This window comes from uncultured Tateyamaria sp., assembly GCF_947503415.1.
In the GTDB taxonomy this organism is placed as follows: Bacteria; Pseudomonadota; Alphaproteobacteria; order Rhodobacterales; family Rhodobacteraceae; genus Tateyamaria.
Genome location: NZ_CANNDS010000001.1, coordinates 615,257 through 627,648, shown reverse-complemented (window position 1 = coordinate 627,648; position 12,392 = coordinate 615,257). Strand labels below are relative to the sequence as shown.

12 protein-coding genes are annotated in these 12,392 nt (G+C 61.3%); 9 read left to right on the top strand and 3 right to left on the bottom strand.

Going from position 1 to position 12,392, the window contains the following annotated elements:
• The first annotated feature begins 138 nt into the window (after positions 1–138).
• From Q1A32_RS03000 to Q1A32_RS02965, 8 genes are all read left to right on the top strand, one after another.
• Entirely contained in the window at positions 139–1,170 is a 1,032-nt protein-coding gene (locus tag Q1A32_RS03000) for a LacI family DNA-binding transcriptional regulator (protein ID WP_299652736.1), read from the top strand.
• A gap of 103 nt (positions 1,171–1,273) precedes the next feature.
• On the top strand, positions 1,274–2,362 hold the full coding sequence (locus Q1A32_RS02995) for an ABC transporter ATP-binding protein (protein ID WP_299649335.1): 1,089 nt from the start codon (positions 1,274–1,276) through the stop codon (positions 2,360–2,362).
• A gap of 34 nt (positions 2,363–2,396) precedes the next feature.
• Positions 2,397–3,713 carry an extracellular solute-binding protein gene (locus Q1A32_RS02990; protein ID WP_299649332.1) on the top strand — a complete coding sequence of 439 codons (1,317 nt, stop codon included), beginning with the start codon at positions 2,397–2,399 and terminating at the stop codon, positions 3,711–3,713.
• A gap of 84 nt (positions 3,714–3,797) precedes the next feature.
• The gene (locus tag Q1A32_RS02985) at positions 3,798–4,709 is read left to right on the top strand and encodes a carbohydrate ABC transporter permease (protein WP_299649329.1); all 912 of its coding nucleotides are present in this window, start codon (positions 3,798–3,800) and stop codon (positions 4,707–4,709) included.
• Complete coding sequence (locus tag Q1A32_RS02980; RefSeq protein ID WP_299649326.1) at positions 4,709–5,641, top strand: carbohydrate ABC transporter permease; 933 nt, start codon at positions 4,709–4,711, stop codon at positions 5,639–5,641. Before Q1A32_RS02985 ends, Q1A32_RS02980 begins: the two co-directional genes overlap by 1 nt.
• Positions 5,641–6,393, top strand: coding sequence for a cytochrome b561 domain-containing protein (locus Q1A32_RS02975; RefSeq protein ID WP_299649323.1), 753 nt, complete (start codon positions 5,641–5,643; stop codon positions 6,391–6,393). Before Q1A32_RS02980 ends, Q1A32_RS02975 begins: the two co-directional genes overlap by 1 nt.
• On the top strand, positions 6,353–7,279 hold the full coding sequence (locus Q1A32_RS02970) for an SMP-30/gluconolactonase/LRE family protein (protein ID WP_299649320.1): 927 nt from the start codon (positions 6,353–6,355) through the stop codon (positions 7,277–7,279). The genes Q1A32_RS02975 and Q1A32_RS02970 overlap by 41 nt, the downstream gene beginning before the upstream one ends.
• On the top strand, positions 7,276–7,698 hold the full coding sequence (locus Q1A32_RS02965) for a heme-binding protein (RefSeq protein WP_299649317.1): 423 nt from the start codon (positions 7,276–7,278) through the stop codon (positions 7,696–7,698). Before Q1A32_RS02970 ends, Q1A32_RS02965 begins: the two co-directional genes overlap by 4 nt.
• 140 nt (positions 7,699–7,838) lie before the next feature.
• On the opposite strand, the gene Q1A32_RS02960 is transcribed toward Q1A32_RS02965, so the two are convergent.
• Together Q1A32_RS02960 and Q1A32_RS02955 are read right to left on the bottom strand one after the other, a co-directional pair.
• The gene (locus Q1A32_RS02960) at positions 7,839–8,582 is read right to left on the bottom strand and encodes a L,D-transpeptidase family protein (protein ID WP_299649314.1); all 744 of its coding nucleotides are present in this window, start codon (positions 8,580–8,582) and stop codon (positions 7,839–7,841) included.
• The gene (locus tag Q1A32_RS02955) at positions 8,575–9,456 is read right to left on the bottom strand and encodes a helix-hairpin-helix domain-containing protein (RefSeq protein WP_299649309.1); all 882 of its coding nucleotides are present in this window, start codon (positions 9,454–9,456) and stop codon (positions 8,575–8,577) included. Before Q1A32_RS02955 ends, Q1A32_RS02960 begins: the two co-directional genes overlap by 8 nt.
• Positions 9,457–9,581: 125 nt before the next feature.
• Between Q1A32_RS02955 and Q1A32_RS02950 the strand changes: the two genes are divergently transcribed.
• Positions 9,582–10,316: a DUF5765 domain-containing protein gene (locus Q1A32_RS02950; RefSeq protein ID WP_299649306.1), complete on the top strand. Its 735-nt coding sequence runs from the start codon at positions 9,582–9,584 to the stop codon at positions 10,314–10,316.
• 65 nt (positions 10,317–10,381) lie between these two features.
• Here the strand turns inward: Q1A32_RS02950 and ftsH are convergent, their stop codons facing one another.
• The gene (ftsH, locus tag Q1A32_RS02945; RefSeq protein ID WP_299649303.1) at positions 10,382–12,214 is read right to left on the bottom strand and encodes an ATP-dependent zinc metalloprotease FtsH; all 1,833 of its coding nucleotides are present in this window, start codon (positions 12,212–12,214) and stop codon (positions 10,382–10,384) included.
• Between the last annotated feature and the right edge of the window lie 178 nt (positions 12,215–12,392).

The following is a 12,392-nucleotide window of genomic DNA, read 5'->3' as shown; positions in this document are numbered from 1 at the left end:
ACAGCCACCGCAATTTACCAAGCGCTTTCTCGCCAGCGCCGGGGAGGGTACCGTATCTCAGCCGTCCTTGAACAGGATGTCCGCGCCTTGACAAATACCACCTTGACGCGGAATGTTACCGCGAACACCCTGCAGCACATGTCCCGGCCACCACAAAAATCCTCTGGTCCCGTCACAATGCGCGACGTGGCGCGCGCTGCAGGTGTGTCGCGCATGACGGTGAGCCGAGCGCTGAAAAAGGACAGCCCGGTGTCGAAGGACACGCGCGACCGTATCCTGAAGGTCGTGCGCGAGATGAACTATGTGCCCGACCAGATGGCGGGCAGCCTGACGACCAAACGCTCAGGCTTTGTCGCGGTGCTGGTGCCGTCGCTGAACAACCTGCACTTTGCCGAAACCGTTCAGGCGCTGACCGAGGAGTTGGAGGGCATCGGCCAGCAGATCCTGCTTGGCCACACCGACTATGCCCAAGACCGAGAGGAGCAGTTGGTCGAGGCGATGCTACGCCGCAGGCCCGAAGCGATTGTGCTGTCCTATGACGGGCATTCCGACCGGACCGTGCAGTTGCTCTCGGACGCGCAGGTGCCGGTGATTGAGCTTTGGGAAAAGCCCGAAGGCCCCATCGGGCACACCATCGGCTTTTCGAACCGGGACGCGGCCGCTGACATGACCCGCGCCCTCATCGGACGGGGCTATCGCAACATCGCGTTTCTGGGTGAGGCGGATGACGACTGGACCCGTGGTGCTGCCCGGCGCAAGGGATTTGCGCTGGCGATGAAAGAGGCGGGACTGTCCGCGCATCGGCAGGTCAAACTGGGCAAACCGCCCCTGTCGATTGAGGATGGCGCACAGGCAACACCGGCCTTGCTCGAGGCGCATCCCGACACTGATTGCATCTTTTGTGTCTCGGACGCGCCCGCCTTTGGGGCGCTTTCGGCGCTAGGTGCAATGGGGCTGTCTGTGCCCGACGATATCGGCGTCGCGGGCTTCGGCAACTTCGAGGTCTCGCGCTTTTCCACCCCTGCCATTTCCACCGTCACCGTCGATCCCCGGCGCATCGGTCAGGCCACGGGCCAACTGCTGGCCGAGCTTCTGCATGGCGATCCGTCCGCGATTCCCCAAAACATCAAGATCGAGGTCGAAATCAGCCTGCGCGACAGCACGCGCTAGGCTGAGCGACGTGAAATCAACCACTTAGCCGAGAAGAAAAATGTTGTGTTACCGGTCACAATTGCTACTGTGACCGGTAACAAAGCCGTAAGGCAGGGACAGAATGCCACATATCCGACTGGACAAGCTGATCAAGCGCTACGGCAACGTGGAGGTGCTGCACGGCATCGAGCTTGAGATGGCCGACAACGAATTCACCGTTCTGGTGGGCCCCTCGGGCTGCGGCAAGTCCACAACCCTGCGCATGATCGCGGGGCTTGAGGACGTGTCGGAGGGTGAGATTTATATCGACGACAAGCCCGTCAAACATCTGGAGCCCAAGGACCGCGACATCGCGATGGTGTTCCAGGATTACGCCCTTTACCCGCATATGAACGTGGCGCGGAACATGTCCTTCGCCCTGCGCCTGCAAAAGCGCCCCAAGGCCGAGATTGACAAGAAAGTGCGCGATGTGGCGGCGACTTTGGGCCTGTCCGATTACCTGGATCGCAAGCCGGGCGAATTGTCCGGTGGTCAGCGCCAGCGGGTTGCCATGGGGCGCGCGCTGACCCGCGACGCTGCCACGTTCCTGTTTGACGAGCCGCTGTCGAACCTTGACGCCAAGCTGCGCGGGCAGATGCGGGCGGAACTGGCGCTGATGAGCCAGCGGGTTCAGAAAAACATGATCTACGTCACCCATGACCAGATCGAGGCGATGACGCTGGCCGACCGGATTGTCGTCATGCATGGCGGCGTGATCCAGCAGCAGGGCGCACCCAAAGAGCTGTTCGAGCGGCCCATCAACAAGTTTGTGGCGGGCTTTCTTGGCATGCCGCCGATGAACTTTCTGGATGGTCAGATTGTTGAACGGGACGGCGACGTTTTTGTTGTGGGCGATGGCTTTGACCTGCGCCTTGATGGACCGAAGGCCGCAGCGGCCCGCGCGCATTCCAGCAAGGATGTGACGCTTGGCGTGCGCCCCTCTGACCTGCGCTATGACGCGGATGCCCCGGCTGACGGGTCCCTGTCGCTGGATGTGCTCGTCTCGGAATATGTCGGCGCGCAATCCGTGCTGCTGTGCCAATGCGGCCCGGCCAAGGTCATGGTCGAGCTTGGCTCTGACACGCCTGTGGCGTTGGGCCAGACCCTGACCTTTGCCGTCAATGCAGGCGGCATTCACCTCTTCGACCACAAGACAGAAGTTGCGCTCTAGCGGCTCAAGACACCAACATAAACGGGAGGAAACTATGTTGAAATCGTTGAAACTGGGCGCGGTGGCCGCGCTTATGGCAGGGGCGGCATACGCCAATCCGTACGAAGAATACGCGGGCACGACGCTGGTTGTGAACTTCCCCGCGCATCCGCATTACAACGCCGCGATCAAGGTGCTGCCGGAGTTCACAAAGCAGACCGGCATCGAGGTTGAGGTGGACCAGCTGCCATACCTCAAGATGCGCGAACGTCAGACGCTGGAACTGGCGCAGGATGAAGGCGAATATGACCTGATTTCCTACGTGGTGTTTTCCAAAGCCGACTATGTGTTTGCCGATCAGTTGGAGAACCTCGCCAAGTATTTCATGAACCCCAAGCTGGCGAACCCGGCCTATGACGCGGATGACCTAATCGACGGTTATGTCGAAAATATCGGCGTTGCGGGCGGCACCAAAGGATATTTGCCGGGCAAGACAGGGTCGCTGTTTGGTATCCCATTCGGGTCTGAGACGTCCGTGCTGGCCTACCGCAAGGACATCTTTGAAAAGCACGGGATTGCCGAGCCAGAAACCTATGATCAGCTGCTGGACGCGGCGTGCAAGATCCCCGAGGTTGAGCCGGGCATGGGCGGTATGGCATCGCGCGCTGCATCGGGCCACCAGGCGAGCCACGCGTTCCTGCTGCACCTCGCCCCCTTGGGCGGTCGCGTCTTTGACGACCAGTGGAACCCGATCATCAACAACGCTGCTGGTGTGGAAGCGGCCGAGGCACTGAAAACCATCGTGGATTGCGGCCCCGAAGGCGCGATGAGCTTTGGCCCGGCCGAAGCGGCCAACGCGTTTGCCAACGGTGATGCGGCCATGTTCATGGACTCCATCGCGTTTATGCCCGGCTTTGAGAACCCCGACCGGTCGTCCGTGGTGGGCAAGGTTGGTTATGCAATGCACCCCGAGGGCGTGCGTCGCGGCAGCCAGACCGGCGGCTTTGGCATCGCGATCCCCAAGAATGCGGAAAACAAGGAAGCCGCGTTCCTGCTGATGCAGTGGCTGACGTCGAAAGAGGGTGACCTGATGGTCGCCATGGAAGGCGGCAACCCTTCGCGTTTCTCCACCTACGAGAACGCGGACCTGAACGCCAAATACCCGTTCGCGTCGACCTTTGGTGAGGCCCTGAAATATGCCGATCCCGACTGGCGTCCGATCATCCCCGTCTGGGGCAAGATCAACGCGGATATCGGCACGACCCTGTCCAAAGTGCTGACCGAAGATCTGGACATACAGGAAGCGTTGGACGGTGTGGCCGAACGGACCAAAGCCGTGATGGAAGACGCCGGCTACTATACCTGGCAGTAAGCTGATCCTCCCTGCCGGGGCGTGATGCACGCTGCACGCGCCCCGGCCTTTTGACCCCTTTCGCCCCGACACGAGGTTCCCGGCATGCGTATCGCCATGGCCAACCGAATGACGCCCTACATGTTCATGGCCCCTGCGGCTGTCATCATGGCCATCGCGTTACTCTACCCGCTGGGCTATATGGTCTGGGGCAGCTTCCGGGACTGGAACCCAAGCCAATCCATCGGGGAAGCCGAGTTTGTCGGCCTCAAGAACTACATCTTCCTCTGGTCCGACCCCAATTTTCACGAAAGCCTTGGTGTTACCCTGCGCTTTGCCTTCTTCGTTGTGTCGATCGAGATGGTGCTGGGCGTTGGCCTTGCCCTGCTTCTGGACCGCGACATTCGCGGCATGTCTGTGCTGCGCACCATGTTCATCCTGCCGATGATGATTGCGCCCGTCGTGGTGGGTCTGATGTGGCGCTACATGTACCATCCGACCATCGGCACCTTTAACCGCTTTCTTGAAAGCATCGGTCTGCCCAAGGTCGATTGGTTGGGGGACTATGCCCTGACGTCGATCATCATTGCCGACATATGGCAGTGGACGCCGTTCATCTTCATCCTGTCGCTGGCTGCGCTGCAATCGCTGCCCCGGTCGGCGCTTGAGGCCGCGCGCATCGACGGCGCCACCCCGTGGCAACAGATCATTCACATCAAGCTGCCCCTGATGATGCCGGTCCTGATCGTCACCGGCCTCTTGCGCCTGATCGACGCCTTCAAGGTGCTTGAGGTGATTTTGGTGATGACCAATGGCGGGCCGGGCCTGTCGACCGAAATCCTGGCCCTGCGCATTTCCCGCACCGCCACTGAATTCCGGGAGCTTGGCGTGGCGGCGGCCATGTCCAACTACCTGCTGATCCTGCTCTTGCTGCTGACGGTCGCCATGTTCGCCTTCACCCGCTGGCAAGAAGCCCGCGCCGCCAAGCTGCGCATGGTTGTGGAGGATGACGACTGATGGCTTATACCGAACGCCAGAACCCAGCCTTTTATGCCGTCATTGCCCTGCTGGTCTTTATGTCCGTGGGTCCGGTGATCCTGATGTTTGCCAACTCGTTCAAGCTGGACGTGGACATCATCTCGGGCACCGGTGGGCTGTTGTTCCTGCCCACGATCCAGAACTACGAAAAGGCGCTGTGCGACGTGCTGTGGTACGAGCCGAACCATGTGGATTTCTGTTCGCTGAAGTTTGGTGGCGCGTTCATCAACTCGCTGATCATCGCGCTGATTTCGACCGTGCTGACGCTGGTGATCGGGTGCATGGCGGCCTACGCGCTGGTGCGGTTCCGGTTCATGGGGCGGGATACCGTTTCGCTGTCGACCCTCATGGTGCGGATGGTGCCCCCTGCGGTGCTTCTGGTCCCCGTCTTTGGCCTGTGGAACAACGAGTTTTGTCTGGACCGTGATGGCCTGATCGGCGGCGCGATCCGGGATGTGTTTGGGGGGCGTGGCGATGTCTGTCTGGCGGGCACGCATAGCGGCATCATCCTGATCTACGTCGCCATGAACCTGCCCTTCGTGATCTGGATCCTGCAAAGCTTTATCGTGCAGGTGCCCCGATCCCTGGAAGAGGCCGCGCGCGTCGATGGGGCAGGGCCGTTTCAGGTCTTCTTCAAAGTCGTGCTGCCCCTGATCAAGCCCGGCCTTGCGGCGGCGGCCATCTTTACCTTCCGCATCGCGTGGAACGAATACCTGCTCGCCTCGGCCCTGTCCGACCGGAACACCAAAACCGTGCCGATCCTGATCGTGAACAACATGTCGGAATTCAACGTCGAGTGGGGGGTCATCATGGCCACGGGCATGCTGCTGGCCATTCCGCCCATCATTTTCACGCTGCTCGCCAGCCGTCAGATCATCACCGGCATGACGGCAGGTGCGGTCAAAGGCTGATGTGGGATTGGCTGCTCTCCCCCATGGATGCGGCCCGCGCGCATGAGGTTGGGTTTGCCGTGTCGTGGCACGCGCGATCGATGGTGCTGGGATGGGGCGTGCTGGCCCCCCTTGCGGTCTTGATTGCGCGCTTTTTCAAAGTGCTGCCCGGTCAGGATTTCCCGCGCGAGGTTGACAGCCTTGCGTGGTGGCGCAGCCATTGGATCGGGCAGATGGCTGTGATGGGGCTGACAGCGCTTGGCTTCGTGCTGGTTCTGCCTGTGGATTTCACCCGGATGAGTCTGCACAATTGGTTCGGCTACGGCGTCCTTGTGCTGCTGACCGTCCAAGTCCTTCTGGGCCTCTTTCGCGGCAGCAAGGGTGGCCCAACAGCCCCCGCGCCGGATGGGTCGCTGCATGGGCACCACTACGACATGACGCCATGGCGGCTGATGTTCGAGGCGCTGCACAAGTCCATCGGCTATGGGCTTCTCTTGCTTGGGGTCATCACCATCCTGCTGGGTCTTTGGAAAGCCAACGGCCCCAACTGGATGTGGCTGTCTCTGATCCTGTGGTGGGCGGGCCTCATCACCGCGTTTGTCATTTTGCAGAAACGCGGCATGGCGATAGACACATATCAGGCGATCTGGGGCGATGATCCCGCCCATCCGGGTAACGCCCGCCCGCATCCCGGCTGGGGTGTGCGCCGCACGACACGAAAGGAAGACACAGATGTTCGGAGTGATCGAAGGGACCGGGTTCGAAGTCATTGATCCACGGTTCGAGGCCTGCTTCGTGGGCCACGCACGGGTCGAACGGCTGTGGACCGGCGCACGCTGGTCCGAAGGGCCGGTGTGGTTCGCCGCCGGGCGCTATCTGGTCTGGTCCGACATCCCCAACAACCGAATGCTGCGCTGGGATGAGACCGACGGGTCGGTGTCGACCTTCCGCCAGCCGTCGAACAACTCCAACGGCAACACGGTGGATCGGCAGGGGCGGCTGGTCAGCTGCGAACACCTCGCCCGCCGTGTCACGCGCACCGAACATGACGGCACGGTCACGGTCATCGCCGACAGCTACGACCGCAAACGCCTGAACTCACCCAATGATGTTGTGGTCAAATCTGATGGGTCGGTGTGGTTCACGGACCCCAGCTACGGCATCCTGATGGACTACGAAGGCGACCGCGCAGAGAGCGAAATCGGTGCCTGCCATGTCTACCGTGCGGACCCGGACACCGGCGACATCCGGATCATGGCGGACGACTACCTCAAGCCGAATGGCCTCGCGTTCTCCCCCGATGAAACTCAACTCTACATCGCTGACACAGGTGCCACGCACGCACCTGACGGCCCCAAACACATCCGCCGACACGACGTGGGCCCTGACGGCACACTCAGCGGCGGAGAGATCTTTGCAACCTGCACCGAAGGGCTGTTCGATGGCTTCCGCCTCGACCGCGACGGGCGCATCTGGACCTCTGCCGCGGATGGTGTGCATTGCTACGACCCGGACGGCACGCTGATCGGCAAGGTGCATATCCCCGAACTGGTCGCCAATGTCTGCTTTGGCGGGCCCAAGCTGAACCGCTTGTTCATTTGCGGCACGACCTCGCTTTACTCGGTGTTCCTGAACGTGAACGGAGTGTCGCCGGTATGACCGATTTCACGACCCCAACGCGTACCCTCACTCATGCAGGCGTCATGAAAATGCTGACCGCGGCGGTACAAAAGGCCGAAGAAATGGGCCAGCCTCAATGCATCGTCATCGTGGACGCGAGCGGCGTCACATTGGGCCAGATCCGCATGACCGGGGCCAAATTCCTCAGCCTCAAGAGTGCAGCGACCAAGGCCTGCACCGCCGCCTCCATCCGCGCACCCAGCGACGCGATCCCCGAGGCCGTGGGACCAGCAATCGCCGCCGCCACCGGCAATGCCGTCACGCGTCTGGGCGGAGGCCTGCCCATCTTCATTGAAGGCGACTGCGTCGGCGGCATCGGCATTGGATCAGGCACTGCCGATCAGGACAAGGACGTGGCAAACGCCGCGCTGTCAGCGATTGGTGCGCGCGATAGTTAAAGCGCGTCCGCGCTGTGTCGCAACCGTGGCCGGTGGTGTCATCGGTGTGATGTCTGATCAAACCGTTTGGACAGATGTTGCATGTTGCAAAGTCTTTTCTGGTTTGGGTGCCGTTGAGCCAATCTTGCGCCTCGGACTGCCTATGGGTGGAGGCATGCCAGATCCTCGACCGGTGGCACATCGTCCGACAGCCCAAGAGCCCCTTGCAGGCCATAGATGTCGGGATACGTAACGATCTGGCCGGAGGCATCTGGAAACCGCGTGTAATACCCAAGCTCGACCGGGATCGGCGGTGCAGGGGCGTCGAAAGTTCGCGTGCCGTGAGCGTGTCGCAACACCTCCCGCAGGTTCACGCTCAGGACAAACGCCGCGAGTTCTGCCCATTTCTGCACCCTGACGCAGCCATGGGACAGGGCGCGATCGTCCTGTTCAAACAATTCTCGTCGGTTGGTGTCGTGCAGGTAGACAAGCAGCCCGGTGCCCAGCCGGACAGCTGCCAGCCCAAGGGGGTTGCGCTCTCCCGGAGGCCAGACGCGGTCGGGGTATTCGCCACTTGCGATCATCGAAGGGGTCGGGCGCCACGTCGGTCGAAAGCGAACAGATGACACATGCGTCCTGAGCCGGGGCGTGCGATGCCAGGGCGTGCCCACGATCACCCGACTGCGCAAGACCGGTGTACCGTTCTCGAAGGCGATCAGTTCGAAGGCGGGGATGTTGACCAAAATGGCCTTGCCGAATTGTGGCACGTCAAAGCCCGGCTGTGCGTGGTCGCTGTCGTGCTGAACCCCTTCCGCTTGGGTCTGTGTGGCCCAAGCAAGCCAAATAATGACGAGTACCGAGAGACCTCGCAACACCCATCGCCGCATGCACGCCACATCAGGCATTGATGCCGTCCAGTGTCGTGTCATAGTGCGCGGCACATTCCTGTTCCCGACCCCGCACGACCCGCATGCCATCCATCGGACCGCCATGTTGGGTTACCACGGTTGCCAGCCCCTCGGGCGCGTCATCCTGTTCAAAATAGATGACAACCCAATCGCGCGTTCTGCCATATCGATGCGCCGCAGCGGTGTTCGAAAAGATGGCGGTGAACCGCCAGTGATCTCTTTCACAATGCAGGATCGGAATGCGCGCATGCCCATTGTCATTGAAACGCCGCGGTCTGATCACCGGCAGGGTACGCAACGATCCGCGGTATTGGGTGTCCACCGACAGGATATCGGCGATGCCCGGCGCTTCTCCCGTGGCTGCGAGCGGGCGGGGCCGCCTGCGTGCCAGCAGGTCGTTCAGGGAAAAGCGAATCCCGTCAATTCGTCGTCGCCCTATCCCCTTGACCGTCGCCAGACGCCCGTCATGGGCCGCACTTTCCAAGGCCTCGAGCGTATCGATATGCAGGCTGTCGTGAATTGACCGCGCCAAAGATGGGCCGATCATTGGAACGGTCTGAAACAGCTTCTCCGGGTCGGTTGATCCGCGAAGGCGGTCCAGCAAAGCCAGATCGCCGGTTTCCAGCAATTCGATGATCGCACTGGCAATGGACGCGCCTATGGTGGGCAGGTTCTCCAACCCGGATCGCCCGGCGTGCGTATAGAGTTCGTTCAGCCGTTGTGTCGTCGTGCGGACATAATCTGCCGCATCACGATAGGCCCTTACCCGGAAGGGGGAGGCGCCTTGCTGGTCAAGCAAGCCTGCGACCTCGTCGAGTTTGTCGGCAATGAATGCGTTGTCAGACACTGCCATTCGGGGAACACTGGTCATGTCGATTTGCACCTTGGGACGCACACGTTCGCAGTTTCATAGGCCATGTTCGCCCACTGGCAGTTGATCGCTGTCAATTCCACCGCTCCCAAGCACTCCTAAAGTGAGGGGCGAGAGGACAAGACATGTGTTGGAGTGCAGAAGTATCAGTCGCCATGGTGGGCGTTGGGGTAACGGCGACAGCGGTCACATATCTTCGGGCCGAACGGCCAGCGATCTGGCTGACGCTGGCCTATTTCACGGTCATGGAGGCGCTACAGGTCTGGGGCTATGCCGTGGTCGATCAATGCGGCACGCCGTCGAACCAAACGGTGACGGTTCTGTCCGACCTCCACATCGTTCTGCAGCCCTTCCTAATAAACGCCTTCGCGATGGAGATGGTGCCACATTCCGTCATGCGCCGCGCACGCGTTTGGGTGTATGCGGCCTGCGCCCTGTCGGCAGGTGTGATGCTGTTGCAGATCGCCCCCTTGACCGGGGTTGGTCCCTGTCTCCCGGGCAGTCCGCTCTGCGGGGAACAGTGGTGTACCGTGTCGGGCACATGGCACATCGGGTGGCAGGTGCCCTATAACGGCTTGATGACGAACGTGGAAAACCAGTTGGGCCTGGCGTCGGGGTTTCCCACCTACATGATCACCGCTTTCGCGCTTCCCTTGGTTTATGGGGCATGGCGGTTTGTTCTGCTGCATGCAGTAACCGGGCCTGTTCTGGCATGGATGCTGACCGACAACCCGAATGAAATGCCCGCCGTCTGGTGCCTGTTTTCGATTGCGATCCTGTTGATCGCGCTCAGCCCGCTGGTCCGGCGGTCGGTGGAGACCGAGACCTGGTGGGGCAGATCGGTGCAGAGTGCGACGTAGCGATCATCCAGTCGTGTTCGAAGCTGGCGGGGCTGTTGCCGGGATTGGCAGGTCAGGCCTCGCCGCTATTCCGGCGCGGCGACCGACGGGATGTCCGTGTGTGATCCAATCGTTGTCCCGGCTTTTTCCGGGTCGAGGCATCCGGTAATTGCCTCCCTGTCCAACGTTTCTTCATGCTCCAGCAGGTCCACAAGGGTCAGCACTTCGCTCCTGTGGTCCTCGATCAGCTGGGTGGCCTGTGCTTCTGCGCTGTTCAGCAGCGCGATGACGGCCTGATCGACCCGAGCGGCCGTTTCGTCCGAGAACGTGCGGGGCCGCGCAATTTGCTGTCCGAGAAACGGGTGATCTTCGCTTTCACGCAAATCGACGGGACCGATGTCGGGGTCCATGCCCCAACGTGCGACCATGGAACGGGCAAGCGTGGTTGCCCGTCGGATATCGTCGTCGGCACCCGAGCTGACTGACCCAAGCAACAGCTTTTCCGCGGCCCGACCGGCAAGCAACGTGGTCAACTGTGTCTCAAGGTAGGTTTCGGGCAGCGTGTGTCGTTCATTTTCCTGTAGCATGTGTGTCCCGCCAAGGCTGCGCCCGCGCGGGATGATCGTCACTTTGTACAAAGGGTCCGCGCCGGGGGAGTAGAACGCGGCCGCGGTATGCCCGGCCTCGTGCACGGCAAGTCGGTGCTTCTCTTCGGGCATGATGGCAAGCGTGCGGACCGTACCCATCATGACCTTGTCGCGGGCCTCGTCGAGATCGACAGGCGTGATATCGGACCCCGAACGACGGGCGGCCGTGATCGCCGCCTCATTCAAGAGATTCTTGAGGTCAGCCCCCGAAAAGCCGGGCGTACCTGCGGCGACGCGGTCCAGATCGACATTTGCATGCAATGGCAGGTTCCTGACATGCACATCCAGGATCGCTCGGCGCGCGCGCTTGTCGGGCAGGGACAGTGTCACATGGCGATCAAAACGGCCCGGTCGCAGCAAGGCCGGGTCAAGGACGTCGGGGCGGTTTGTGGCGGCCAGCACCACAACCGCGTGCTTGCCGGAAAATCCGTCCAGTTCCGCCAGAATCTGGTTCAGCGTTTGCTCCCGTTCGTCGTGACCGCCACCAAGACCCGTGCCCCGTGTGCGCCCAATGCTATCCAGTTCATCGATGAAGATGATCGAAGGGGCTTGCTTGCGCGCTTCCTCGAACATTTTGCGCACGCGGCCCGCCCCTACGCCCACAAAAACCTCGATAAATTCGGACCCGGATGTGGAAAAGAACGGCACGTCCGCCTCTCCTGCCAGTGCGCGCGCCAGGAGTGTCTTGCCCGTGCCGGGAGGCCCCATGAGCAACACGCCATGCGGGACGGTCGCGCCCACCTTCTGGAACCGGTCCGGGTCGCGCAGAAACTCGACCAGTTCTGACACCTCCCTCTTGGCCTCATCCTGACCGGCGACATCTGCAAAGGTCGTTCGCTGGGCCTGTTCGGTTGGTTTGGACCCGCGCCCGCTCAGCAGGTTTCCAAGCCCACTCAGACTGCCACCGCCCATGCCGCGGTTCATCATGCGCCGCGTCAGCCAGACATAGAAAGCGATCAGCAAGAGCCATGGCAGGAATGAATACAGCGGCGACACCTGCGTCGGTGCCTCGGCGGTGATGGTCACATCCATCTCTTCCAGCAGGGGAAGCAGGGTGGGATCGGGTTGCTGTGGGGTAACGGCCCGCACAAGGCCGGGTGCGTCCGGTTCCGGACTGCGCAAGGTGCCAACAATAGCGGTCTCTTCGAGGGTGGCATTTGTGATCTCACCCGCGCGGATCAGCACTTTCATCTCGCTATAAGGAACCGATCGGGTGTCGGGCGCGCCGGTGGGCATTTGCGAGGCAAAGAGGACATAAAACAACACGAGCATTATGAGAGGCCACAAAAGCCAATGAACAATCTGTGGTTCCTTGGGACCGGGGGAATCGGGATCCGGTCGTGACACGTGATTTCCCATGGCTCTCTTTCAGGTCCTGTGCTGCGCGGCCAACATAGCGAATTCGGTGCAGTCGGCGTTGCGCTTGATCAATGAGCGATCCGCGATCTTC

Coding starts and splice junctions, on each gene's coding strand:
- Q1A32_RS03000 (WP_299652736.1), top strand. CDS start 139: ATGTCCCGGCCACCACAAAAATCCTCTGGTCCCGTCACAATGCGCGAC.
- Q1A32_RS02995 (WP_299649335.1), top strand. CDS start 1,274: ATGCCACATATCCGACTGGACAAGCTGATCAAGCGCTACGGCAACGTG.
- Q1A32_RS02990 (WP_299649332.1), top strand. CDS start 2,397: ATGTTGAAATCGTTGAAACTGGGCGCGGTGGCCGCGCTTATGGCAGGG.
- Q1A32_RS02985 (WP_299649329.1), top strand. CDS start 3,798: ATGCGTATCGCCATGGCCAACCGAATGACGCCCTACATGTTCATGGCC.
- Q1A32_RS02980 (WP_299649326.1), top strand. CDS start 4,709: ATGGCTTATACCGAACGCCAGAACCCAGCCTTTTATGCCGTCATTGCC.
- Q1A32_RS02975 (WP_299649323.1), top strand. CDS start 5,641: ATGTGGGATTGGCTGCTCTCCCCCATGGATGCGGCCCGCGCGCATGAG.
- Q1A32_RS02970 (WP_299649320.1), top strand. CDS start 6,353: ATGTTCGGAGTGATCGAAGGGACCGGGTTCGAAGTCATTGATCCACGG.
- Q1A32_RS02965 (WP_299649317.1), top strand. CDS start 7,276: ATGACCGATTTCACGACCCCAACGCGTACCCTCACTCATGCAGGCGTC.
- Q1A32_RS02960 (WP_299649314.1), bottom strand. CDS start 8,582: ATGCCTGATGTGGCGTGCATGCGGCGATGGGTGTTGCGAGGTCTCTCG.
- Q1A32_RS02955 (WP_299649309.1), bottom strand. CDS start 9,456: ATGACCAGTGTTCCCCGAATGGCAGTGTCTGACAACGCATTCATTGCC.
- Q1A32_RS02950 (WP_299649306.1), top strand. CDS start 9,582: ATGTGTTGGAGTGCAGAAGTATCAGTCGCCATGGTGGGCGTTGGGGTA.
- ftsH (WP_299649303.1), bottom strand. CDS start 12,214: ATGCTCGTGTTGTTTTATGTCCTCTTTGCCTCGCAAATGCCCACCGGC.